The organism is Cellvibrio sp. OA-2007 (genome assembly GCF_000953825.1).
Taxonomy (GTDB): domain Bacteria; phylum Pseudomonadota; class Gammaproteobacteria; order Pseudomonadales; family Cellvibrionaceae; genus Cellvibrio.
The window spans coordinates 118351-140869 of the sequence record NZ_BBUL01000097.1 but is presented as its reverse complement, the minus strand read 5'-3'; the positions used below and the strand labels follow the sequence as shown (position 1 = coordinate 140869).

At 47.1% G+C, this 22519-nt stretch carries 23 protein-coding genes and 1 tRNA gene; 13 read left to right on the top strand and 11 right to left on the bottom strand.

Going from position 1 to position 22519, the window contains the following annotated elements; all coding sequences use genetic code 11:
- Positions 1–51 precede the first annotated feature (51 nt).
- The 3 genes from AWU77_RS19020 (at position 52) to AWU77_RS19010 (ending at position 2733) form a co-directional block, all read left to right on the top strand.
- Positions 52–492, top strand: coding sequence for a hypothetical protein (locus tag AWU77_RS19020; RefSeq protein WP_062067323.1), 441 nt, complete (start codon positions 52–54; stop codon positions 490–492).
- A complete protein-coding gene (locus tag AWU77_RS19015; RefSeq protein WP_062067319.1) occupies positions 489–1178 on the top strand; it encodes an HTTM domain-containing protein in 690 nt (229 codons plus the stop codon). The genes AWU77_RS19020 and AWU77_RS19015 overlap by 4 nt, the downstream gene beginning before the upstream one ends.
- A gap of 118 nt (positions 1179–1296) precedes the next feature.
- Entirely contained in the window at positions 1297–2733 is a 1437-nt protein-coding gene (locus AWU77_RS19010; RefSeq protein WP_062067316.1) for an RsmB/NOP family class I SAM-dependent RNA methyltransferase, read from the top strand.
- A gap of 19 nt (positions 2734–2752) precedes the next feature.
- On the opposite strand, the gene AWU77_RS19005 is transcribed toward AWU77_RS19010, so the two are convergent.
- The 4 genes from AWU77_RS19005 to AWU77_RS18990 all read right to left on the bottom strand — a co-directional run bounded on the left by AWU77_RS19005 (position 2753) and on the right by AWU77_RS18990 (position 10133).
- Positions 2753–5146, bottom strand: a complete 2394-nt coding sequence (locus AWU77_RS19005) for a bifunctional serine/threonine-protein kinase/formylglycine-generating enzyme family protein (RefSeq protein ID WP_062067313.1) — start codon at positions 5144–5146, stop codon at positions 2753–2755.
- Positions 5147–5231: 85 nt separating this feature from the next.
- Positions 5232–6098, bottom strand: a complete 867-nt coding sequence (locus AWU77_RS19000; RefSeq protein ID WP_062067310.1) for a PP2C family serine/threonine-protein phosphatase — start codon at positions 6096–6098, stop codon at positions 5232–5234.
- A gap of 136 nt (positions 6099–6234) precedes the next feature.
- The gene (locus tag AWU77_RS18995) at positions 6235–9822 is read right to left on the bottom strand and encodes a DTW domain-containing protein (protein WP_084618557.1); all 3588 of its coding nucleotides are present in this window, start codon (positions 9820–9822) and stop codon (positions 6235–6237) included.
- Positions 9819–10133, bottom strand: coding sequence for a GIY-YIG nuclease family protein (locus tag AWU77_RS18990; RefSeq protein ID WP_062067307.1), 315 nt, complete (start codon positions 10131–10133; stop codon positions 9819–9821). Before AWU77_RS18990 ends, AWU77_RS18995 begins: the two co-directional genes overlap by 4 nt.
- Positions 10134–10171: 38 nt before the next feature.
- Between AWU77_RS18990 and AWU77_RS18985 the strand changes: the two genes are divergently transcribed.
- The gene (locus AWU77_RS18985; protein WP_062067304.1) at positions 10172–10990 is read left to right on the top strand and encodes a methyltransferase domain-containing protein; all 819 of its coding nucleotides are present in this window, start codon (positions 10172–10174) and stop codon (positions 10988–10990) included.
- Here the strand turns inward: AWU77_RS18985 and AWU77_RS18980 are convergent.
- A complete protein-coding gene (locus AWU77_RS18980) occupies positions 10980–11492 on the bottom strand; it encodes a molecular chaperone DnaJ (protein ID WP_062067301.1) in 513 nt (170 codons plus the stop codon). The two genes, AWU77_RS18985 and AWU77_RS18980, sit on opposite strands and share 11 nt — an antisense overlap.
- A 159-nt stretch (positions 11493–11651) precedes the next feature.
- On the opposite strand from AWU77_RS18980, the gene AWU77_RS18970 reads away from it, so the two are divergent.
- From AWU77_RS18970 to AWU77_RS18930, 9 genes are all read left to right on the top strand, one after another.
- Positions 11652–13346 carry a hypothetical protein gene (locus tag AWU77_RS18970; protein WP_152625410.1) on the top strand — a complete coding sequence of 565 codons (1695 nt, stop codon included), beginning with the start codon at positions 11652–11654 and terminating at the stop codon, positions 13344–13346.
- A 226-nt stretch (positions 13347–13572) separates the two neighbouring features.
- On the top strand, positions 13573–13995 hold the full coding sequence (locus AWU77_RS18965) for a hypothetical protein (RefSeq protein ID WP_152625409.1): 423 nt from the start codon (positions 13573–13575) through the stop codon (positions 13993–13995).
- 74 nt (positions 13996–14069) lie between these two features.
- Positions 14070–15113, top strand: coding sequence for an agmatine/peptidylarginine deiminase (locus AWU77_RS18960; protein WP_062067288.1), 1044 nt, complete (start codon positions 14070–14072; stop codon positions 15111–15113).
- A complete protein-coding gene (locus AWU77_RS18955; RefSeq protein WP_062067286.1) occupies positions 15113–16009 on the top strand; it encodes a carbon-nitrogen hydrolase in 897 nt (298 codons plus the stop codon). Before AWU77_RS18960 ends, AWU77_RS18955 begins: the two co-directional genes overlap by 1 nt.
- 136 nt (positions 16010–16145) lie before the next feature.
- Positions 16146–16841, top strand: coding sequence for a GGDEF domain-containing protein (locus AWU77_RS18950; RefSeq protein WP_062067283.1), 696 nt, complete (start codon positions 16146–16148; stop codon positions 16839–16841).
- A gap of 94 nt (positions 16842–16935) precedes the next feature.
- A complete protein-coding gene (gene bcp, locus AWU77_RS18945; protein WP_062067280.1) occupies positions 16936–17409 on the top strand; it encodes a thioredoxin-dependent thiol peroxidase in 474 nt (157 codons plus the stop codon).
- Positions 17410–17635: 226 nt separating this feature from the next.
- On the top strand, positions 17636–18079 hold the full coding sequence (locus AWU77_RS18940) for an AraC family transcriptional regulator (protein ID WP_062067277.1): 444 nt from the start codon (positions 17636–17638) through the stop codon (positions 18077–18079).
- Positions 18080–18184: 105 nt separating this feature from the next.
- The gene (yajC, locus tag AWU77_RS18935) at positions 18185–18529 is read left to right on the top strand and encodes a preprotein translocase subunit YajC (protein WP_062067275.1); all 345 of its coding nucleotides are present in this window, start codon (positions 18185–18187) and stop codon (positions 18527–18529) included.
- A 79-nt stretch (positions 18530–18608) separates the two neighbouring features.
- Complete coding sequence (locus AWU77_RS18930; protein WP_062067272.1) at positions 18609–19958, top strand: sodium:alanine symporter family protein; 1350 nt, start codon at positions 18609–18611, stop codon at positions 19956–19958.
- A 10-nt stretch (positions 19959–19968) separates the two neighbouring features.
- Here AWU77_RS18930 and AWU77_RS18925 read toward each other — a convergent pair whose 3' ends face one another.
- The 6 genes from AWU77_RS18925 to AWU77_RS18900 form a co-directional block, all read right to left on the bottom strand.
- The gene (locus tag AWU77_RS18925; protein ID WP_062067269.1) at positions 19969–20301 is read right to left on the bottom strand and encodes a TusE/DsrC/DsvC family sulfur relay protein; all 333 of its coding nucleotides are present in this window, start codon (positions 20299–20301) and stop codon (positions 19969–19971) included.
- A 1-nt stretch (position 20302) separates the two neighbouring features.
- The gene (tusB, locus tag AWU77_RS18920; protein ID WP_062067266.1) at positions 20303–20611 is read right to left on the bottom strand and encodes a sulfurtransferase complex subunit TusB; all 309 of its coding nucleotides are present in this window, start codon (positions 20609–20611) and stop codon (positions 20303–20305) included.
- A gap of 2 nt (positions 20612–20613) precedes the next feature.
- A complete protein-coding gene (gene tusC / locus AWU77_RS18915) occupies positions 20614–20976 on the bottom strand; it encodes a sulfurtransferase complex subunit TusC (RefSeq protein ID WP_062067263.1) in 363 nt (120 codons plus the stop codon).
- Positions 20977–20981: 5 nt separating this feature from the next.
- Positions 20982–21371 carry a sulfurtransferase complex subunit TusD gene (gene tusD / locus AWU77_RS18910; protein WP_062067260.1) on the bottom strand — a complete coding sequence of 130 codons (390 nt, stop codon included), beginning with the start codon at positions 21369–21371 and terminating at the stop codon, positions 20982–20984.
- 65 nt (positions 21372–21436) lie between these two features.
- A complete protein-coding gene (locus AWU77_RS18905; RefSeq protein WP_062067257.1) occupies positions 21437–22120 on the bottom strand; it encodes a Bax inhibitor-1 family protein in 684 nt (227 codons plus the stop codon).
- Between the two features lie 235 nt (positions 22121–22355).
- Positions 22356–22445: transfer RNA gene (locus AWU77_RS18900), tRNA-Ser, on the bottom strand.
- Positions 22446–22519: the final 74 nt, after the last annotated feature.

Genomic DNA, 22519 nt, shown 5'->3' with positions numbered 1-22519 from the left:
CTAGTTGAGAATATTCGGGTTCAATAAATTGAACCCCTACGGAAATAAAAAATGTTTAAATACTTGCTCCCCGTTATTTTCCCCTCATGGCGCTTTTTCAGCAGCATTGGCCCATCGCCGCGTATTGAGGTGGGTTTTGTTGTTGATAAAAATTCTGAACCACAAGAGTGGTTGCCGTTTCGCCCTTTACCAAAAAGAATCAACTTCACGCTCGGCTTACAACGGTTGTTTCACAATCCCCAGTGGAATGAACGTTTGTATATCAATACTTGTGCGGAACATTTGTTTGAAGGGTATTCTGAGTTTCGTGAGCGGGAAATTGGTTTGCGTTTGGTGGCGGCTGTTGTCAATAAAGAGATAAGTGTTGTTGGTGAGTTTCAATATTTGGTATTTCGTATTCGTGCGCTAGAGTCTGAGGGAGGGCAGGTGCGCGATGATGTTGTGTTTGTCTCCAAACCATTTTTGTTGAAGGCTGCGGGGGATAAACAATGACATTGGAGCTTGCTGTTCGCTTGGCGGAAATTGTGTTGGGTTTTGCGATTTTCCAGCAAAGTCTGGAGTTTATGCGCGGCCAAGCGCCGGAAAAAACACTCGGGCTTGTGCGTGCTGGTTTAGCGATTGTATTGATGTTGGGGTTACAACCTCTATTGGTTGAATCGGCATTGTTAGTGACCGCGGTAATGTTAATTTGGCGCTTTCAAGGGCCGTACAATGGTGGCAGCGATACCATGACGGTGCTGGTGCTCTTGTGTTTATGGTTATCCCATTTGGCACCGACCCGTTATTGGCAGGAAATTGCGTTAGGTTATTTGGCGATTCAATTAACACTTTCATATTTTCAGTCTGGCTGGGTAAAAGTAATTAATCCTGAGTGGCGCAGTGGCCGTGCATTGCAGCAGGTTTTTGCACTCAGCGCCTATCCGGTAAGTGAGGCGGTGCGCATGTGGGCAGGGCGCCCGCAGGTAATGTTATTCATGTCTTGGTCGGTCATTGTATTCGAGTTGTTATTTCCGCTCGCATTGCTGAATCAAACGCTATTAATCACTGCACTGGGCATTGCAGCAGTATTTCATTTGGCTAATGCCTGTTTGTTTGGCTTAAATCGTTTTTTTTGGATTTGGCCAGCGGCATACACGGTGATTATTTGGTTTCAGGCGCGTTTGCTGGCAGCGTTTTAAGCGGTTAATAGCACACGCCTCAAGCGTGCGAGAGACGTTAAGCTGCCAAGAAACCCCTATCACTGGTAGAATGCGCCACTTTTGGGTCTCTTGAACCCTATCTACAGTGGCGCCTCTTATGCAATCTCCTGTTCAAACCTCTTCCAATACCCTCACTGCTGCGCAATATGAAGATTCTCGCTTAGTGCCGCTCTGGCGCTCATGGTGCGAGGTGGCGGGCAGTATTCCTTTGGATAAGTGGCTGAAAAACAGCGTGCGCCAATTTGCGCATTCCGGGCCAACTTCTATGCCGGAATACGATGAGATTAAAAAACACAATAAATTCAAAGCAGCAAAAACAGCGGAAACCTATGCACGCGCTGAAGCTGCCGATACGGCGGCGCTGAGTTTGGCGATGTTTTCCGCTTTGCGTTTTCAGCAGTTGGCCACCGCGTTGGAGTTTGCCTACCGCAATCAAGCGGAGCCTATCGACTGGTTGCAGTGGGATTTGGAATGGCAACACCGCGATGCGCAAGGTATTGCACCTATCGCTTTGTGGTACTGGATTCAATTGCGCGTGACGGGCAGCCACGCCAAAAAAAATCAGGCGCAACTGCGCGATTCAGAAGAGCGCCGCGAATTTTTCGATCAATTTATCCAGCAGGCGACTATGGCCAATATGCCGGTGTTTCTGTTGTGGTATGGCTTGCGTCCGCAGTGGCAAGAATTATTAATCGCCCGCCAGCGCAAAAGTGAATGGTCCGAGCAACTGTTGCAGCAATTTATCGAGCAACAAGTGACTACACCGCCACTTTGGTTGCGCGTACAAAAAAATGCAGATCCTGAGCAAGTGCTTGAGGCGCTGCAACGGCAGGGGGTGAAGGCATCCCGCGATGACAAAGGCCAATTGTTTGCGCAGGGTGGCGCTGGCGTGCATGGTACAGATGAACATAAAAATGGTTTGGTAGAAATTCAGGATATTGCCAGCCAACAGATTGCATTAAGTGTTGCCGCAAAACCCGGCCAAAAAGTCTGGGATGCCTGCGCCGGTGCAGGCGGAAAAACGCTGGCGATTGCAGCGCAGATGAATAATAAAGGCGCGGTTGTTGCGACTGATTTGCATGAATACAAATTAGATGAATTAAAGCGCCGGGTAAAACGCGCCGATATTTTTAATGTGCGCGCATTTACCTGGACAGGTTTAGAGCCACTGCGTTTGCCCAAAGAAATTGCACAGCAACGCGGGTTTGATTGGGTATTGATTGATGCCCCCTGCAGCTCCGCTGGAACCTGGCGCCGCAACCCGGACGCCCGCTGGCGTTTTGATGCAAATGACACGCAAGAGTTAATTCAGTTACAGCAACAACTGCTCACCAATGCGGCGCCAGCCGTGCGCGCAGGCGGCCATTTGGTATACGCCACCTGCAGTTGGCAAGTCAGTGAAAATGAACAACAGATCGAATGGTTTTTACGGCAACATCCAGAATTTTCTTTGCAGTCACAGCGTATTTTGGGTGTGCCTGAGTTAAATTCAGACACTATGTTTGTTGCGGTTTTAGCGCGTGAAAATCCATAAGGTTAAATGTAGAGATGGATTACTTTAATTCCATCACTACACGAAAGCCCAAGTGCACATCAAAAATTTCTGCGCGATTATAATCGCGAATGTGGCTGGCTAGGCGATCGGCATTGTCTTTTGCTGAGCCGCCACGTACTACACGCGCAGTACAATTTTTCACGAGCATCGCTTGACCATTTTTAGGGTGCAGCGTGTAGTTGTCAGCAAAACAATCTGCTACCCATTCAGCGACATTTCCCGCTGTGTCGTAAACCCCAAAACCATTTGCAGGATAGCTGCCCACCGGCGCTGTTTTTGCGCCGAATAAACCCGAGAACTTGCTGTTGCAACCGCGACGACAATTGGCGCGGCCGCTTGCATCTTTGACATCATTGCCCCACCAAAATAATGAGTTGGTTTCCGCACGTGCGACATATTCCCATTCGGATTCGGTGGGCAGGCGATATTTTTTGCCGGTGGTTTGGCTTAGCCAATTTGTATAGGCGAGGGCATCATCAAAGCTCACATTAATGACTGGGCGATTGCCTCGCCCCCAGCGATTATCGCTAGGCAGTGTACGATTGGTCGCTTGCGCAAACATATCGTAATCCGCAAAGGTGATTTCATATTTGCTCATCGCAAAAGGTTTGCTAATCGTCACCTTGTGTACGGGCATGGTTAATGGGTCATCTTTATTGCCCATAAAAAAGCTGCCAGTGGGGATGCTGATCATTTCCGGCCCGGCGCTTTTAATTGAGGTAATCACCTGACTGCTTATTGCTTCACCCGGCGCTATATCCTCGGTGAGGGAAATGTTGGGCGAGAGGCTTTGATCAACTATTTCAATCCAACTGCGTTCAGTGTTGTAACCCGCTTGGCTGACTTCAATATGGTAGCGCCCAGCAGGTAATTGAATCCCTGGCTGATAGCGCTCTGGGATATTTAAAATGCGCACCCGCGCCCCTTCCGGCAAGGTTTTTACTGTGAGCGCGTAAGTTATGAGTGGCGCACTGCTGGACGAACTTTCGCTGCTGATATTGTCAGTAGTGCCCTCGGCTGTAATCGGGCTTTCTATGTTGGTAGCTGTCAGTGTTGTTTCGGTTATTGTTGTGTTGCTGTCAGTTACCGGTGTTGCAGCATCGGGGGAGATAGCACTGCTTGTTTGTGTGCTGCTTGCTGTTGCGCTAGCAATTGTGGAGTTTGATGCTGTGGTATTGGGTAGTGCGATAAAAATATCTGCCGTTACGAGTGCTAATTTTCCTGCGACGGATATGTGTTCTGTGGGTGTTGTCGTTTTGGCATACCAAATACTGAAACTGCACCAGGCTAACAATAGGGCTACGACGACAATCCCCAGCTTTGTGAACGCTAGATTTTTACCGCTCAGCGCCTGATGAACCTGGGTTTCAATTTCAGCGCGCACCGTTAAAGCAGGTGTATGCAGCTCATTAAAAAATATTTCGGTAATTTTGGTTGAGGGGCGCGCATAAAACCCGCGGCTTGGATTCCAGCGCAGTGCGCGGATTTTATTCCAGCGCCAGCGCACCGCATTGAACGTTGCCGATAGCAAGGCTTTGGCTAAGTTGACCACCGTTAAGTCGGCTGAGTGCGATGCTGTGGTGCTGGGGGCACGGTAATTTTTTTCCAGATTTTCAATGGCGCTAATGAGATCGCACCCGTGCTGAAAGCGCTGTTCAGGGTCTTTCGCTAATAATTTTTCCAGAATTTTTTGATATGCCAAGTATTGTATCGGCAATTTTGGAATTGGAGCGCTGATGTGTTTGAGTGCAATAGTGACAGCTTCATCGCCTTGGTAGGGCAGTGTACCAGTGAGCATTTCGTAAAAGACAATGCCCAAACTATATAGGTCAGAGCGGCCATCAACATTGTTACCCTTGGTTTGCTCGGGGCTCATGTAGTGCGGTGTACCTACAACTGTGCCTACATGGGTCATTCGCGAGTTTGCTGCAAGGCCGCGTGCAACGCCAAAATCGGATAACACCGCAGAGTTGTCGGCACGAAATAAAATATTTTCCGGTTTAATGTCGCGGTGAATATAGCCTTTGTCGTGTGCATGATCGAGTGCGCTGGCAATTTCGCGGGTGATGCGGAGTACTTCTTCGCCACTTAATCCGGTGCTCATTTTGTCGTGCACTGAACCGTTGGGCAGGTAATCCATAGCGATGTAGTTTAAATCTTCATGGCGGCCAATATCGTAAATCGCCACAATATTGGGGTGTGATAATTGCCCGACGATAGTGGCTTCGCGTTGAAAACGTTCGCTAAATGCAGGGTCGCTATTGAGTTGCGGGTTCATTACTTTTAATGCGACAACACGCCCCACGCTGATTTGGATTGCGAGGTAAACGGTGGACATTCCACCTTGGTTAATTTTTCTTATCACCCGATAGCCGGGAATTTGCAGCGCCATAAAAAATCAGTATCTATATAAAGTGTTCAGTGTAGTTTTTATTGCTGTGCGGCCGTGTTAAAAATCGTACAGCGGTTGGGCATTGTTAAACATTTACCACATAAATCAAAAGCGCAAAGAGCGATACTAATGCCGTACCAAAAATCCAGGCATCAAGATTGGGTTTGCCGGTTAAATAGGGCACCCATTGCCAAAGACCTTTGCGTGAATAATTGTCGCGCAGTGGTGATTCAATAATTTGCAGAGTAATGTTGTCGCGCCCGCCGCTGGTGAGTGCGGCGTGCAAGAGTTGATCTACGGCGGCCAAACAATCTGGCGACTCGTATAAAATTTGGGCGATAGTTTTATCGCTAACTTCATCTGTCAGTCCATCGCTACACAGTAAAACCCACTGACCTTTTTGCCACTGTTGTTCAACCACATCGACTTTTACATGGGTAAGTTCTTGCATTCCCAGGCATTGGGTAATGATGTTTTTTTCCGGGTGAAATTCGGCATCCTCCGGGCGAATGACCCCTGTTTCTACCAGCATTTGTACATAAGAGTGATCTGTACTTAGTTGCTGCAAGCGACCGCCATCGTGGGTGGGAGTCCACAAGTAAGCGCGACTATCGCCAACCCAGGCTACTTGATATTTATCCTCTGTGCTTTTAAGTGCGACAACTGTAGAGCCCATACCCGGAGCCCCAATGCCCTGCGCGGCAGAGTTGAGGATGCTGGTGTGAGCATGCTGGATGGAGTCGAGCAGGGAGATATTCGGATTTTCTGCAGTTTCGTGTTCAATGGTATCGCGTACGATTGCGCTGGCAACTTCACCCGCTTCATGGCCACCCATACCATCGGCAACCAGCCAAAGCCCGTGTTCAGGCTGGCTGAGAAAGCAGTCTTCGTTGTTGTCGCGCAGTAATCCCGGGTGGGAGGCGGCGCTATATTCCAGCGGGTTGATGGTCATAAGTGTTGGCGGGCATCAATGCAGCTTATTGTTGGTGTTGTGTCGTTATTGCCCAATACTAGATGACTTTAGTGGGGAAAACTATGTGGCCGGGGAAAAACTATGCGCCCCGGCACACTTAGCTAATACACTGCGATTAACAGCTCTTAAGCGCGAGGCCCATTTTTTCTGCTAGCTCTTTGTGACCGGCATGGGTCACCAGCGCGATACTGGCGTTTTCTGGCATTAAATAGGTATTGGCCACACGCTTAAGATCGGCAGCCGTGACCTTTAATACACGGTTGCGGAATAGCTCGCGCTTCTCGCGGGTGCGGCCAAACAGTTCTGCTTGATAAGTCGATTTTGCCTCGCCTGCTGGGGAACCGGGTTTATCAATACTGCCGATAACACCGAGAATGGCTTCTTCCACTGCTTGCCATTGGTGATCGGTTTCCTGCAGCCAAACCAGTGCATCGTCAAAATCTTTTAAGGTTTCGCTCAAGCGCGGGTCGCGATAGGAATAAAAGCGGAAAGCTGCGCTATTGCTGTCTTGGCTTGCACCGCCGCCATAGGCTCCACCTTGTTCGCGAATAGCGCGATGCAAATAACCATTGCGCAAGAATCCGCCGAGCACCGTTAATGCAGCGGCATCAGGATGTTCACTCGGCACAGTCGGATAGGCTTTTGCGCAAAAATTCACTTGGGTATTGGTGATCCAGGCTTCGCGAATGGTTTCGCTGACCGGCGCGAGATCAAATGTGGTGAAGTTGCTGCTGGTGTTTTCATGTGGCCAGCGTGCTTGCAGATCATCGCGATAGTTATCCAGATGTTCTTGCTCGCCCACAATTAAAAATTGCTTTGGTGCTTGCAACACCAATTGATGAATCGCGTTTAATTGCGCAGCAAAATCGGCGAGACTTTTTTCGTCATCGAGAGAATTGTCGAGCGCTTTTACTGCCGCGATTCCCTCAAGGCCGCCTAGTTGATGCGATAGTTTTGCCGCAGGGCTCATGCCGGCGCAGGCAGCGGTCATCGCCAAACTATGGCCGTGGCCGGTGATGCTTTGCTCGCGGCGCGCGCGGTTTTGCGCAATTAATTCGCGGATGCGATCCAGTTCATCAAAACGCACCTGCAGCAAGGTTTCTTTCATCAAGTCATTCATTGCTGCGTTATTGCGGCTTAAGGCTTTTGCGGAGAGTGTTAAGTAGGCATCGATTTTTTGTACGTCATCGCCGGCACCGCGAATACTACTGAAAGCATGAATGGAGCCGACCACTTCCGCTTGCCAGCGTTGCGTTGCCAAATAATCTTTATCGCCCGCGCCTAATTCGGTGAGGCAAATGCTGTAGTAGGGCAATAATTTTATTTGCGCATCGCTGAGTGCGGGCAATTTGCAGGTGATTTGTTGATACACCAAACCGTTTGTGCCAGCGCTGTAGCGGCGCAGCGGAAACTCATTGACCTGCTCGTGACTACCGGCGATGTAATGTAAATTGGCAGGGATATCTTCCAGGCCTACTTTAGGCAAAATGCTCTCGTCATCTTGCTGTACTTGTCGCGCTTGTAACGCGTGCGCGCGGGCGATAATGGTTTGTTTTTCTGCATCGCTCAGGTTTGCTTTTAATTGCGCAAGGCGCGCCGTTTCTGCGGCTTGAATGCGGCTATTCATGTGCAAATCCGGGCGCATGGTCAAGCGCACACGGTGCGGATTATCGAGCAACCATTTGCGCACGGTTTCTTGAATAAATTGCGGGTTCTGAGTTTTGCGGCGCAAATTTTCCAGCGCGGCATCCATATCCAGCAGCGCAATCGGGTCGCCGCGATGTGTCGCAGAGGTGAGGCCGGTTAAAATTAATTGCAAACCATAGGGGTAGCCATCGCCACCAACTTCGCGCTGGGATAATTCCAGCTGGTGCAACGAGGCTTCTATTTGTTCTTGCGGTATGCCATCAGTGACGACTTTTTGCATTACATCCAAAATCATCGCTTCTACTTTGGCCGCGTCTTCCAGCGCGCAGCCTTCAAGGCCACACACAAACGCCATTTCGCGCGATGAATCATCCAAGCCGCAGAGCGGTGAGGGCGCTTGGCCAAGCTCACTGGTTTCCAGCGCTTGTTGTAACGGTGAGGCGCTGTTGTCGAGCAAAATATTGGAAATTAATTGTGTTTCAAGTGAATCATCCAGATTCGTGGTTTTGCCCAACAACCAGGAAACTACCACATGGTTTTTATGCTCGATATCATCCGCATCGTTTTCATCGAGCGGATACGCTTCCTCTACCGCGATGGGCGCGTGATAGCGTTTTTCATCGCCAACCGCGATGACTTCATCTAACTTTTCAAATTTACTTAAGGCTTGCGCTTCAAATTTTTCCTGATGAACTGCGGCAGGAATATTGCCGTAGGTCATAAAAATTGCATTGCTGGGGTGGTAGTGAGTGCGATAAAAATCTTGCAGCTGTTGATAGGTGAGGTTGGGAATATCTTCCGGTTCGCCGCCGCTGTTGTAGTGATAGGTGGTAGTAGGGTAAAGATATTTACACAGCGTATGCCACACCTGCGATGATACTGAGCTCATCGCTCCTTTCATTTCATTAAATACCACACCTTTAAAAACCAAATCGGAATTCGGGTTATCCGTTTCGGCGAATTCAACACGATGGCCTTCCTGTGCAAAATCCAACTCATCCAAACGCGAGAAAAATACTGCATCCAAATAAACGTCGAGCAAATTATTAAAATCTTTTTGGTTCTGGCTCGCGAAGGGGTAGGCGGTCCAGTCGGAGCTGGTGAAGGCGTTCATAAAGGTGTTGAGTGAGCGGCGCACCATCATAAAAAAGGGGTCGCGTACCGGATATTTTTGGCTGCCGCAGAGTGCGGTGTGCTCCAGAATGTGTGCAACACCGGTAGAGTCGTGCGGCACGGTGCGCAGTGCGACAAGAAAAACGTTTTCATCATTATTAGCCGCCAAATGGATATGCTGAGCGCCAGTAACCTTGTGGCGATATTCCTCAACACGGATTTTCAACGCATCGATTGTTTGGCTGCGCAATAATTCAAACGTCGGATAACTCATAAGCTCATGGTTCTCTGGTCGGAGTAAATGGATTTGCTGGGTAATCGGCTTGGGAACAAATGCGCTTTGTTGCGCAACGAAACGGCGCATGGCGTGTAGCAGTGGCGCATAGTCAACCTGCTGCTGTTCCAGTTGTTGTAGAGCGTAACAACTTGCCTCCAGCGTGGAAAGCTGATTTTCGCTATGTGCTTTGCGGATGCTGTACAGCGAAGCCGGTGTTTCGTTCAGCGTCAGGCGCGGCAGGCTTTGCAAAGCCCGATTGAGATAAAGCATTTTGCGGCTTTTGCGCCAGGTTGCATCTATTACCACTAGCCGAAGTTGATCGGCACTAAACTCTTTTAGTACTAAGGGCGATTGCGGCGGGGCCAATCCTAACGCTCTGTATTCGACGATTTCAGGGTAAAGCAGCAGCGGTTGTTTTTGATCGGCAAATAACCAGCTGTGTAGATCGTTTTCGGTAAAGCTTTCGCTGATTCGAATTTGGCTGTTTTTTAAGCTCAGGTGTAATAACCCCGCCGTATTTTTTGCATTGGTGGTTTCATCCGGGTGCTGCAAAATCAGTATTTCAACCTGATTGGATATCACTTGAATTAAGGCGCAGATGCAATTGCGAGCGGGTCTGCAGCACTTGTCGCACAGGCTGCGCTTAGACGTTTGAGTGGCGCTCAATGGGGCAGGTCTCCCAGTTGATGAAGTGCAATCAGTGCCTGTGTGTTGGCTGATTGTGCGGCGATTAGCTCGCGTTTGGCGGCAGAACTCAGGGATTTAATCGCGTATTCACGCTGGCTGGCGCTGGAGCGATTGTGCTCCGCTTCCAGATAACACAGCTGCACTGGTTTGCGCCCGCGAAAATAACGCGCGCCGGTTTTTCCCGAGGCGTGTTCACGCCAGCGGCGCGTCATATCCGTGGTAATTCCGGTGTACACTTGCGCATCGCTTGTGCGGATCATATAGACAAACCAGTGGTTTGATGAAGTCATATCACTGCGCTAGTTGTGGGTTATGTAAAGAGAATTATATGGCAAAAGAATCAACCGGTCAGGATCGCAATTTTGATGATCTGGCCAAGCGCTTTAAAAAAAATATTTACGGTGGCCTAAAAGGCGATGTTCGCCTAGCGGTGTTGGAGCGCGATTGTGCGGCGCATATTCCTGTTGCGCCGTTTAATACATCGAATGACTGCTGGACAATTCTCGATGCTGGCGGTGGGCAAGGGCAGTTTTCGTTGCGCTTGGCGCAAGCTGGGCACAGGGTGGTGATTTGCGATATTTCGGCAGAAATGCTCAAACTTGCGCAGGAACAAGTCGAGCAATTGGGGTTGGCTGATCGCGTGCAGTTGATTCACTGTGCATTACAAGATTTGCCGCAGCATTTGCCACAAGGTCAGTCGCAATTTGATTTTGTTATCTGCCATGCCGTTATGGAGTGGATGCAGGAGCCGCAATCATTGCTGCCGGTGCTGCTGTCTTATCTCAAACCGCAGGGTTATTTATCGCTAACCTTTTATAATCTTCATTCGCTGATTTACAAAAATTTACTGCGCACGAATTTTAAGAAAATTATTAATAAAGATTATGGCGGTGCGGCGGGCAGCCTGACACCGATTAACCCGTTGGATCCCTCACAGGTATTGGCTTGGGTGGCAGAGCTACCCTTACAGCTGCTCAGTCACAGTGGTATCCGGGTATTTCACGATTATATTTTTAATGAAGAGCATCGCGAGCGCGAGCCGCAGACTTTATTACAAATGGAGCTGGCGTTTTCGCAACAAGAACCCTACCGCTCATTGGGGCGCTATGTTCATCTTTTGTTGCGGAACTCAGTGGCTAGTGTTTGATTTGCTCCAGAAGTAGATCGCGTGCCTGATTTATTTTTGCGGCAAGATAATCGTTGCCTCCGCGATCTGGATGGAGTTTTTGAATTAATCGGCGATGCGCGTCCTGAACCATCGCCTCGGTTATCTCGCCTTTGTTGATGTCGCCGGATAAACCCAGCACTTCCATGGCTTCTTGAATTGGCATGGGCGTCAGTGGGCGCTGGGGCATGGAGGGTTCATCTGTCTGACCGGTTTGCTGGGCATTTTTGCGTGCTAACCAAAATGGTAATACTTGGCTAAGCAGCCCATAAGCATTGCGGACAAATGGAATGAGTGCACCTATTGCCGCGCCGATCCAATGCATTTTCCCGGTGATGACCAAGAGCACGAGTACGCAGAGAAATATGCCTGTGCCCATACGCCATAGGGTCTTGCGTTGTTGTACTGGATCCATTTTTTTATAGCGAGAGCCGCCGATAATAATGAATGTTACTATGACCGCAAAGAACAGGATTTTAAGCATAATGCCTCCAATAAGCAGGGCGCCATTATAGGCACAAGGTTTTGCTGTCGGTAGCCTCATTTTGTGTCACGGCTGATCTTGGCTATGCTTGAAGTCTATTTATCAATTTCGTGTATTACTCAGGGTATTAGCCATATGCGGCGAACAATTAGATCATTCATGGCTTTACCTGCACCAAGGTGGAGTTTACGAGCGCTGTTTTTATTTACTTGTGCATTGCTTTTTGCCTGTGGTGGTGGGAGCGGAGGTGGCGGCGGTTCAAATCTGGTACCAGTGAGCAGTAAATCCTTGTCATCGCTACCATCTACACCGAGTTCAACAGCTGCTAGCTCATCGCTATCAAGTAGTGTCACCCTCAGTGGTAAGGTGACTTATGACTTTGTCCCTCACAATAACACTCAAATCGGGTTGGATTACTCTGCTATCAGCATCAAACCTGGTCGTGGTTTGGTGGTTGAGTTACTTGATGCAAATAATCAGGTGTTAGCAACCACCTCCACCAATAGTGAAGGTGTTTATAGTCTGGTCATTGAGCGCAATAAACAGGTGAAGGTGCGGGTGAAAGCCCAGCTCCTGCGGTCTCAGTCACCCGCATGGAATTTTACTGTTACGGACAATACGAGTGGGAATAGCCTTTATGCAATGGACGGCAGTTTGGTTGCTGCCAATGAAACAACTGCGACACGTGATTTGCATGCAGCATCTGGTTGGACAGGAGCAGGTTATACGCAGCCCCGTGTTGCCGCCCCCTTTGCGATTTTAGATTCTATTTACTTAGGTGTTGAGCGTGTTGTGGCAGCAGGTAATACGCGCGACTTTCCCCCTTTGGAGCTGCGCTGGAGTGTTAAAAATAAAGCGGCTGATGGTGATTTAACCTTGGGCGAAATTGGCACTAGTTTTTACGGTGGTGCCGCAATCTATATATTGGGCGATGAAAATAACGATATAGATGAATACGATCGCCATGTAATCTTGCATGAGTGGGGGCATTATTTGGAAAGTAATTTGGCTCGCTCTGACAGCATTGGCGGCGATCATGTTTACGGTGATAAATTGGATATGCGCGTGGCCATGTCTGAAGGTTTTGCCAATGCGTTTTCAGCCATGATGCTAGATGATCCCAATTATCGTGATGCTAGCGGCGCGCAGCAAAGTGATGGTTTTGTGAGTAATGTCAGCCGTAAAAATCACAGCGTGCGTGGCTGGTATTCAGAGGCATCGATACAATCTGTTTTTTATAATTTTTACACCAGTAATAATGGAAGGGTGGCGCGGGATTTCACCGATATTTTCTCTGTTATTAACTCAACTACTTATGCAAATAATTCGGCAATGGTATCTGTTTACCTATTTACAGATGTGTTGCGCAATATGATTCCCGCACAAATTCCAACGTTTAATGCATTATTGCTTGAGCAAAATATTGAAGCCACTTCCGCTTTTGGTGATGGAGAAAGTAATAGTGGTGGCTATACGGGTAGTTTGCCGGTATATAAAACCTTGCCGGTGAACAATACAAAAATTAATGTATGCAGTACCAATCGTTTTGGCGCTTATAACAAGCTAGCGGTAGCGCAGTTTTTGCGATTGGATATTGCTTCAGCGGGCACTTATCAAATTACTGTGCAGGAGGCAGGTGACGATTCGGGCGATTCCGACCCGGATATTTATCTTTATCGTCGAGGAAGTCTGTTGGCATTGGCTGAGAGCACGATGATTGATCAAGAGGGATTGTCCCGGTTTTTATCAGTGGGGACTTACGTGCTCGAGCTTGTTGATGATCGCGCTATAGATGTTGATAACACAGACGACATCACTGCTTGTTTTGATGTGCGAGTTGAGCGACTTAATTAAATTGGAGTGTTGAATGGTGAATAACAGGGTTGCTAGGCCTTTTCGGTTGTCGCTTACAATAATTGCGCTGTGTACTGCGATGTATGGGTGTGGAAAACACGCAGCAGAGCCCTCGGAGCAATTTACTGGCGTACAAAATGTAACTGCGCTGGGTGAGCTAATAACAAATAGTGAAACAAGTGCGTCAACTAAAGGTAAAAAAGAGCTACATCAAACGCATTCTTTGGTGAAACCAGGTGCAGCGGTAAAGTTGAAAAATACTGAGCCACTCTTTTTTGCCGCACCGGGTGTATATGAGCATTCATTAGTATTGGTTTCACCCAGTCAGACTGGCAAGATGGCAATTGATTTATCATCCAGTGAGGGAGTAGACATAGTTTCACCGGCGCGTCATTTTGAATTTGAATTGCAGGCGGATAGTGAATATCAGGTGCCGTTAACACTGAGTGCAACTGCTGATGGCCGCTTTTATGTGCAATTACATATCAGTGTTGAGGCTGATGATGTGACTGAAACCCGTGTTATTGCAGCTATAGTGCAAGTGGGTAATCCTGTCGTGAAAGTGCAAAAGGTCACTACCACCAGCAGTACAAAAAAAGCAGATGCTGTTATTTCGCTACCTGCGCAAGAGACTATTTCTCCGCGCTAATTCATAGGAGTAAGCGCTTTGTTTATAATGGCCAGCTAATGACTGGCCATTTTGCGTTTTATTGAGGATATTTTATGTCAAGCCAACGATTGCCCGCCGAATGGGAACCACAAGATGCTGTCATGCTGACCTGGCCCCATAAAAATTCCCCTTGGGATTGGATTCTGGACGATGTTGTCGAGCTGTACGAGGCCTTGGCTACCGTTATTTGCGATTACGCCGATGTAGTGATTGCGGTACCTGCCGACCAATTAGAAGAAGTTCGCGGTCGCCTTGAGGTGATGGGGGCGCCACTGGAATATATTCATCTTTATGCCTGCCTGAGTGATGATAGCTGGGCGCGAGACCATGGACCATTGACTGTTGAATCACCCGAGGGTTTTAAATTACTGGATTTCCAATTTAACGGTTGGGGCAATAAATTCCCGCATGATTTGGATAATCAAATTTCTCACCAATTGTTTTCCCAAGGTGCATTTCCTTTTGCCAGTATTGAAACGCAGGATTGGGTGCTTGAGGGTGGCTCCATTGAGGTTGATGGGCAGGGCACGTTACTGACCACATCATCGTGTCTGCTCAATAAAAATCGCAATCAAAATTTATCGAAGGCCGATGTTGAAGCGCGTTTGAGCGCAGCATTTGGCGTGACAAAAATTAATTGGCTGGATCACGGCTACCTTGCTGGCGATGATACCGACGGCCATATAGATACGCTGGCGCGCTTGTGCCCTAACAATACAATTGTTTATACCGCCTGTGATGATGAGCAAGACGAACATTATGTCGAACTCAAAAAAATGGAGGCACAGCTGCAAACTTTTACCAATGCGCAGGGTGAGCCTTATCGTTTGCTACCATTGCCTTGGGCAGGCGAAGTATTGGGTGATGAAAGCGATGCACGTTTGCCATCGACCTACGCCAACTTTTTAATTATCAATGAAGCTGTTTTGGTTCCCATTTATGGCTTGCCAATGGATGAAGATGCGTTGGAAGTTATTTCTCAAGCATTTCCGGGCTACGAAATTTTTGGCATTCCCTGTTTGTCGTTGATCGAGCAGGGCGGAAGTTTACATTGCATTACTATGCAAATTCCTGAAGGTGTAAGGGAGCGAATCTAATGTTGAACTCTGTTGTAAAAACATTGCAGGTGGGTCTAGTGCAGCAATCCTGTACCGCGGATCTCGCTGCTAATCTCGCCAAATCAATTGCGCAAATTCGTATCGCCGCGCAACAGGGGGCGAAGTTGGTGGTGTTGCAGGAATTGCATCGCGGTCTATATTTTTGCCAGCAGGAAATGGCTGAACACTTTGATTTGGCAGAAACAATTCCAGGGCCAAGCACCCAAGTGTTGGGAGCGCTTGCACAGGAGTTGGATATTGTTATTGTTGCCTCTCTATTTGAGAAGCGCGCAGTGGGTTTGCACCATAATACCGCTGTGGTTATCGAGTGCGACGGCACTATCGCGGGCAAATATCGCAAAATGCATATCCCGGATGATCCTGGCTATTACGAGAAATTTTATTTTACGCCGGGCGATTTAGGCTTTCAGCCCATTCAAACATCGGTCGGAAAGTTAGGGATTCTCGTTTGTTGGGATCAATGGTTTCCTGAAGCCGCGCGCCTGATGGCTATGGCCGGAGCCGAGCTGTTAATTTATCCAACCGCAATTGGTTGGGCTCCGGATGAAGATGCCGATGAGAAGGTGCGTCAGCGTGATGCCTGGGTTACGGTGCAGCGCGCCCATGCGATTGCAAATGGCTTACCGGTAATTAGCGTCAACCGTGTTGGCCATGAAGCAGACCCGGCAGGTGGAGTGGGGTTGGATTTTTGGGGAAGTAGTTTTGTCACTGGTCCGCAAGGCGAGTTTTTGTTCAGTGCGAGTGTCGATCAGGAAGAGACCAAAGTGGTTACTGTTGATTTGCAGCGTAGTGAGCAAGTGCGCCGCATGTGGCCCTATCTGCGCGATCGCCGCATAGACCATTACGGTGAGTTGATAAAAATTTATCGGGATTGATCAGTAAAAAAGCCGTGTTCTGCACGGCTTTTTTACTGATTTTTTCGGAAAATAGTTTCTGGTTAGGGTGAGTTATTTCGTCTAGACTTGGTGCAGGAAATTAACTTAACACCTTGAAAAAGAAGCAATATTGATTATGGATTCTTCTGCATCCCCTCCTGATGTTGTTGCGCTTTCCTGTCCGCTTGGCGACGCTCCCTGCCAATTTCTGCAGGAGCTGCAAACTCTGCGGCAAGAGGTGGATCTATTAAAAGAACAGGTCCGTACTGATGCACTAACCGGGCTATATAATTTTCGCTTTTTTTCCGATGCACTGCCCCTGGAAATGGAGCGTGCGAGCCGTTCCTTTCAGCCGCTATCGCTGATTGTTTTGGATATTGATCATTTCAAAGGATTTAATGATCGCTGGGGGCACGAATTAGGCAATCGCGCCTTGGCTCATATTGCACAATTAATCGCATTGACCATTCGCAAATTGGATTTTGCTTGTCGTTTTGGCGGTGAAGAGTTTGTTATTTTGCTGCCAAATACTGATTTGAGGCAGGCCGTCAATGTCGCCGAACGGTTGCGTGAAATTATTGCTATCTCCCCTTTGGAGCATGAGCAGGAGTCGATTGTTATCACAGCAAGTTTAGGAGTTGATGAATATCGCGGTAACCACAGTGATAGCCCGGAAGGCTTCATCGAGCGTGTTGATACATGGCTGTATCAAGCGAAACATGCGGGGCGCAATTGCGTAAAAAGCCCTGTTGTTGAACCTGCCGATGTGAGTACGACCGTTACCACGGAAGAAAAGGATGCGCTGTTTGGTGTGTTTGGTTCTGACAAGTAAATCCTTTTTCTGCTCATGTTGTTATCTACTGCAATAGTTTCATACGTATTATTTTGGCGTATCTTACAAATTATTCTTTAAGGTTGATAAGTTAATGTCGTTTCCCAAAATTGGTAATCTCGCTCCAGTATTCGCACTTAAAAATCAAGCCGGAATCGAAGTTGCATTAAAGCAGTTCAAAGGCAAAAAAAATGTTGTGTTGTATTTCTACCCTAAAGCCTCAACGCCGGGCTGCACGGTTCAGGCTTGTGGTATCAGAGACACTCTTGCCGAGTTTGAAGCGCTTGACACGGTTGTGCTCGGCGTGAGTCCTGACGCACCGACTAAGCTGCAAAAATTTATCGACAAGTACAATTTGAATTTCGATTTGCTGGCTGATGAAGAGCATGCGATTGCGGAAAAATACGGTGTATGGGGGCTCAAAAAATTTATGGGTCGTGAGTTTATGGGAATATTGCGTACCAGTTTTATTATCGATAAAGATGGTCGATTGAAGCATATTATTGATAAGGTGAATACCAAGACGCATAATCAAGAAGTGCTCAATGTTTTACGTAATGGCATTTAAAGTGGCTTTCATATAATTACTTGTGATAAAAAGCACGTGCTTTGAATAGAATTTATACGCATTTCACTTTGATTCAAAAAAAGTTCGTCTATAATCACTGGTACTGAGAGTTGTTTGAGTGCTTCACGGATGGTGCTTAATAATACGGTAGTATTTTTAGGCTACCAATAAAAAACACTCCTGCTCGATTTCATAAACGCCCTTAATTGGCAAAGGAGACGCCTGGATGATCCAATTACAACGAATTTACCGCAATAGTGAGCATTATTCTGAAAACTCTTTTGAGGGATCTGACGTTAGATCTTATGAAGAGTATTTAGCTATGGCCGACATTCCTAAGTTTGAAGGTGTCTCGGCACGTGTCATAGATGCTTTAAAGCAAAGAGTTGGGCGGGACGACCTCTCTATTGATCGAATTGCAGAAGATTTGAAGCTTTCAAAAAGAACCCTTCAGCGTCGCTTACAACAGCAAAGTGCAAACTTTGCCCAACTGCGCGACATTTTGCGTTTTCATTATGCGATTAAATACCTCATTGATGAACACATGAGTGTTGATACTGTGTCCAAAGCATTGGATTTTTCGGATCGCACTAGTTTTACGAATGCTTTCAAACGTTGGACAAGTCTTTCTCCTAGTGTATTTAGAAAGCTATTCCGTGATTACGCTTAGTTTATATCCCTCTTTTTGACAGTCTTGTTTGATTAAAGATCGCTAATTGCCTGTACCTTTCAAAAGAGGTAGAGTTAGCGCTCTTTATTCTACGAGGTTAGTTTCATGAGTTTCTTTATAGCATCCGCAATGGCTCAGGCTCAAACAGCGCCAGCACCGCAAAGTAATCCAATGATTACTTTATTAATGTTTGGTGGCATGTTCCTGTTCATGTATCTGCTGATTATTCGTCCCCAGCGCAAGCGCCAAAAAGAGCACCAGAATCTGGTATCTGCCTTGGCTAAAGGTGATGAGGTCATCATGACCAGCGGTATGTTAGGCAAGATTCTTAAAGTTGATGATGCTTATGTCGTCATCGAAACTGGTAATAACGTGGAGCTTAAATTTCAAAAAGTGGCAGTTCACGCTGTTCTGCCAAAAGGCACAATCAAGTCCATTGATGCGGCTTAAACGTTAAAAACTGGAAAGGGGGCTTAGGCCCCTTTTTTATTGTTCTGATTACCATCTTTCGCATTTCTCTGGAGTTCTTATGGAGCTAATTCATCAGTGTGTGGCCTGGTTAAACGGCATAGTTTGGGGCGCACCTATGCTTATCCTAATTCTGGGTACTGGGTTGTTTTTGATGGTGGCTTTAAAGGGAATGCCCATTTTTCAGGTTTTAATGGGCTTCCGGTTAATGTGGGGTGGAAGGGCTAAGGGTGACCCAGCTACTGGCGATGTGAGCCCATTTCAGGCATTGATGACCTGTCTTTCAGCTACGGTAGGTACGGGAAATATCGTGGGCGTAGCGACCGCTATTTTTTTGGGAGGGCCAGGCGCGTTATTCTGGATGTGGTGTACTGCTTTGGTTGGTATGGCGACTAAGTATTCGGAAATTGTGTTGGCTGTGCAATATCGCGAAAAAGATGAGCGCGGGGAGTATTGTGGCGGCCCGATGTATGCGATTAAAAATGGGCTGGGTAAATCTTGGGCATGGCTGGGGTTTGCATTTGCTATTTTTGGCGGGCTTGCTGGATTTGGCATTGGCAATATGGTGCAGTCCAATAGTATGGCTGATGTGTTGGAGTCTACCTTTCATATTGAGCGATGGATTACGGGTTCGGTTGTTACGATCATTGTTGCATTGGTGATATTGGGTGGGATCAAACGTATTGCCAAAGTTTCCAGTTCATTGGTGCCCTTTATGTGTGTTGGGTATGTCATTGCATCAGCTATTATTTTAGCAATCTATGCTGATCGCATTCCCGCAGCATTTGGCTTGATTTTTACTCATGCATTTACCCCGTCGGCGGCTACTGGCGGATTTGCTGGTGCTGCAGTGATGATGGCAATTCAATACGGCGTTGCGCGTGGGATTTTTTCCAATGAGGCAGGTTTGGGTACGGGTGGCATTGCCCAAGCGGCTGGCACAACCAATAGCCCGGTTCGCTCTGGATTGATTGGTATGATAGGTACTTTTATCGATACCATTATTATTTGCAGCATGACTGGCTTAACTATTATCTGTTCGGGTGTGTGGACGAGTGGCGAAAAAGGTGCCAGTTTATCGGCGGCGGCTTTTGAGTCTGCGTTGCCTGGTGTGGGCGGCTATTTTCTGGCGATCGCACTGTTGATTTTTACATTCACCACAATTCTAGGGTGGAGTTACTTTGGGGAGCGATGCTGGATTTATCTGGCTGGCCGTAAAGCAGTATTACCTTTCCGTGTGCTTTGGGTGTTGGCTGTATTTGGTGGCGCTGTTTTTCAATTGGATTTTGTATGGTTGCTGGCTGATACGCTAAATGCGCTTATGGCGATCCCAAATTTGATTGCATTGTTGTTGTTGAGCCCTGTGGTACTAAAATTAACTAAAGATTATTTTGATAAAAATAATCTTTAGTTGGGTATATTTATAAACAATTAGTGGGGCGCGGTAGCCCTGCTATTTTGCTTGCAATTCTCGCTGGGCTAGGTGGGAAAAGCTCTAACAAATAAATGCTGTGTCCTTTCTCTGTGCCGAGTTTTTTCTCGGTATATTTTACCAGTGCGCGCATTGCTGGGGACAATTCAAACTCGCGATAAAACTCTTGTAAAAGAGCGATAATCTCCCAGTGGGCGGGCGTTAGCAAAATATTTTCTTGTGCGGCAATTGTGTTGGCGATTTCTTTGTCCCAATCTTCAAGGTTGATAAGGTAGCCGTCCTTGTCTAGCGCAATATCGCGCCCATGTATGTGGAGCTGCATATTAATACCAGCTTTGCACTGATCGATGATTAATAGTTAATTGAACGAAAATATTGTAATCAACTAGCTTGATGTTCGGGGCCAGCTTATCTTCCAGTCCGCGCGCTTTGATATCGCTGATCAATGCAAACACACTAATCCCATTTTGAATCAGTTTCTGCAGTTCATCTGCTACTGGTGCAGAGGTAATAGCGCCAAATACACCGTCTTCCAGTAATAAAATGCCATCATTCTCCGAGCATACTGCTAAGCAGGAGGTGAGAGTGTTGTGTGAATAAGGTGATTTATTAATTGTGTGTAGTGTGCTCATATTTAAAAACTCAGGAGATGATCCTGTTGGTTTAGTAAGCTTCCTACGTCCTTATTATTTAGCAATTGTAGATTGTCGAGAATAAGTTCATCCGCTCTTATAGCTCGTGCATTTAATGATTCTTGGTGCGCATAAATATTTTCTATTCCATACAGGGCGAGTGCTGGAAGTATGGAAGCAATATTTTTTTGATCAATCTGATTGCTTTGTTGATTTTTGAGTAATTGGAACACACCGTCATCCATAAATAAAATCCCTATATCCTGATCGTAAACCGACGCTGCTAGTGCAATGTCAATTGCCTCTCTCGCGGTGCTCTTGCCGTAAGGTGCTTGTCGGCTTATTAATAATATTTTTTTGCTCATTCCGGTTAACCAAAACTAATTAATCTGTCTGATACAACGGCTGCCTCAACTAATTGCCCAAGGCCGCTAATGGTGAATTCATCTGCGAGATTGTGCGAAGGCTTGTTGTAGCGTTTGGCTTCGCTCTCATTAAGTACACCGCGACGTAAGGCAGCGGCTATACATACTACAAGATCGAGGTTGTGATCTTTAGCTAATGATTGCCATGCTTGCTGCAGATTAAACTCATCCTGTGGTGGTGAGGCCAGGTTTGTAGCGTTGTGTGCACCATCTTGATAAAAAAATATGCGGTGTAGCTTGTGTCCTTGCTCCAATGTCGCCATTGCAAACTTGTAGGCACTGTAGCTTGCCTGGGATGAATAAGGGGCAGCGTAAACGGCTAATGAAAAAATCATGATTTAAGGCGAAACCCAAAAAATAAGGCTCCACAAGGGAGCCTTGAGTGAACACTTTAAGAATATTAGTCGTCGCTGGCAACACCGAGCAAATGCAGTAAGCTGGTAAACAGGTTGACTATAGAAAGGAACAGGCTTGTGGTGGCCATTATATAGTTGGTTTCACCGCCGTGAATAATTTCACTGGTCTGATAAAGAATCAATGCCGACATCAGCAGAACAATACCAGCCGAAAATGCTAATTGAAGGCCGGAAAATTGGTAGCCAAAGAATGACGCGCCCAATAAAAACACCATGACCGCGAGCATGACCATCATACCTACAGCGACAAATCCGCCGAGGAAATTGAAGTTTTTGCGTGTCGTGAGTACATAGGCCGAGAGGCCGACAAAAACGATTGCGGTTCCGCCTAATGCTTGCATGATGATGGCGGAGCCATTCGCCATGCTGAGGTAGCGGTTAATGATTGGGCCAAGGCCAGCACCAATTAGGCCGGTGAAGGCAAACACAACCAGCAGGCCGGTAGCCGAATTGGCTGTGCGTGGTAGCACAAACCAAATGAGTGCCATAGCAATAAGGCTCATGATTAAGCCTGCGCCATGTCCCAAGCCCGCCGCCATGGATGCCCCTGCAGCAAGGGCACTGAATGCCAGTGTCAGGCCCAGCAGCATGTAGGTGTTGCGCAGTACTTTGCTGGTTTCTGTTTGGCTCAGTGTTTGAGCTGTTTGAACGTTATAAAGTTCTTGCATAAAACCCTCCATCAAATAATTACTGAAACAACATATAAGAAGCTTGGGGCGATAATACAAATAAGCAACTACAAAGCCAAGCTATTACGAATTTACTTAATGTCAGCACATGCTGGGTTGGGTGCGATGATGTGATTTTTGACCAGAAAAAATGATGGGGGTTTCATTACTATTGACGGCGCGAATGAGCAACAAATAAAAAAGGCGCTAGAAAAATCTAGCGCCTTTTTTGATATGGCGGAAGGGCAGGGATTTGAACCCTGGGTAGGCTCGCACCTACGCCGGTTTTCAAGACCGGTGCATTAAACCACTCTGCCACCCTTCCGAGTGCGGCAAATTATACATAGCTTTTTTTATTGGGCAAGAGAAAAATACTATTTTTATAGCCAAATATCGAGT

Excerpts from the sequence above, each read along its gene's own strand:
- AWU77_RS19010 (WP_062067316.1), top strand. The coding sequence starts at position 1,297 with ATGCAATCTCCTGTTCAAACCTCTTCCAATACCCTCACTGCTGCGCAA.
- AWU77_RS18955 (WP_062067286.1), top strand. The coding sequence starts at position 15,113 with ATGTTGAACTCTGTTGTAAAAACATTGCAGGTGGGTCTAGTGCAGCAA.
- AWU77_RS19000 (WP_062067310.1), bottom strand. The coding sequence starts at position 6,098 with ATGACCATCAACCCGCTGGAATATAGCGCCGCCTCCCACCCGGGATTA.
- tusB (WP_062067266.1), bottom strand. The coding sequence starts at position 20,611 with ATGAGCACACTACACACAATTAATAAATCACCTTATTCACACAACACT.
- AWU77_RS18930 (WP_062067272.1), top strand. The coding sequence starts at position 18,609 with ATGGAGCTAATTCATCAGTGTGTGGCCTGGTTAAACGGCATAGTTTGG.
- AWU77_RS18905 (WP_062067257.1), bottom strand. The coding sequence starts at position 22,120 with ATGCAAGAACTTTATAACGTTCAAACAGCTCAAACACTGAGCCAAACA.
- AWU77_RS18980 (WP_062067301.1), bottom strand. The coding sequence starts at position 11,492 with ATGCTTAAAATCCTGTTCTTTGCGGTCATAGTAACATTCATTATTATC.
- AWU77_RS19020 (WP_062067323.1), top strand. The coding sequence starts at position 52 with ATGTTTAAATACTTGCTCCCCGTTATTTTCCCCTCATGGCGCTTTTTC.
- yajC (WP_062067275.1), top strand. The coding sequence starts at position 18,185 with ATGAGTTTCTTTATAGCATCCGCAATGGCTCAGGCTCAAACAGCGCCA.
- AWU77_RS18990 (WP_062067307.1), bottom strand. The coding sequence starts at position 10,133 with ATGACTTCATCAAACCACTGGTTTGTCTATATGATCCGCACAAGCGAT.
- AWU77_RS19015 (WP_062067319.1), top strand. The coding sequence starts at position 489 with ATGACATTGGAGCTTGCTGTTCGCTTGGCGGAAATTGTGTTGGGTTTT.
- AWU77_RS18970 (WP_152625410.1), top strand. The coding sequence starts at position 11,652 with ATGGCTTTACCTGCACCAAGGTGGAGTTTACGAGCGCTGTTTTTATTT.
- AWU77_RS18960 (WP_062067288.1), top strand. The coding sequence starts at position 14,070 with ATGTCAAGCCAACGATTGCCCGCCGAATGGGAACCACAAGATGCTGTC.
- AWU77_RS18950 (WP_062067283.1), top strand. The coding sequence starts at position 16,146 with ATGGATTCTTCTGCATCCCCTCCTGATGTTGTTGCGCTTTCCTGTCCG.
- AWU77_RS18985 (WP_062067304.1), top strand. The coding sequence starts at position 10,172 with ATGGCAAAAGAATCAACCGGTCAGGATCGCAATTTTGATGATCTGGCC.
- AWU77_RS18925 (WP_062067269.1), bottom strand. The coding sequence starts at position 20,301 with ATGCAGCTCCACATACATGGGCGCGATATTGCGCTAGACAAGGACGGC.
- AWU77_RS19005 (WP_062067313.1), bottom strand. The coding sequence starts at position 5,146 with ATGGCGCTGCAAATTCCCGGCTATCGGGTGATAAGAAAAATTAACCAA.
- tusD (WP_062067260.1), bottom strand. The coding sequence starts at position 21,371 with ATGATTTTTTCATTAGCCGTTTACGCTGCCCCTTATTCATCCCAGGCA.
- AWU77_RS18940 (WP_062067277.1), top strand. The coding sequence starts at position 17,636 with ATGATCCAATTACAACGAATTTACCGCAATAGTGAGCATTATTCTGAA.
- tusC (WP_062067263.1), bottom strand. The coding sequence starts at position 20,976 with ATGAGCAAAAAAATATTATTAATAAGCCGACAAGCACCTTACGGCAAG.
- bcp (WP_062067280.1), top strand. The coding sequence starts at position 16,936 with ATGTCGTTTCCCAAAATTGGTAATCTCGCTCCAGTATTCGCACTTAAA.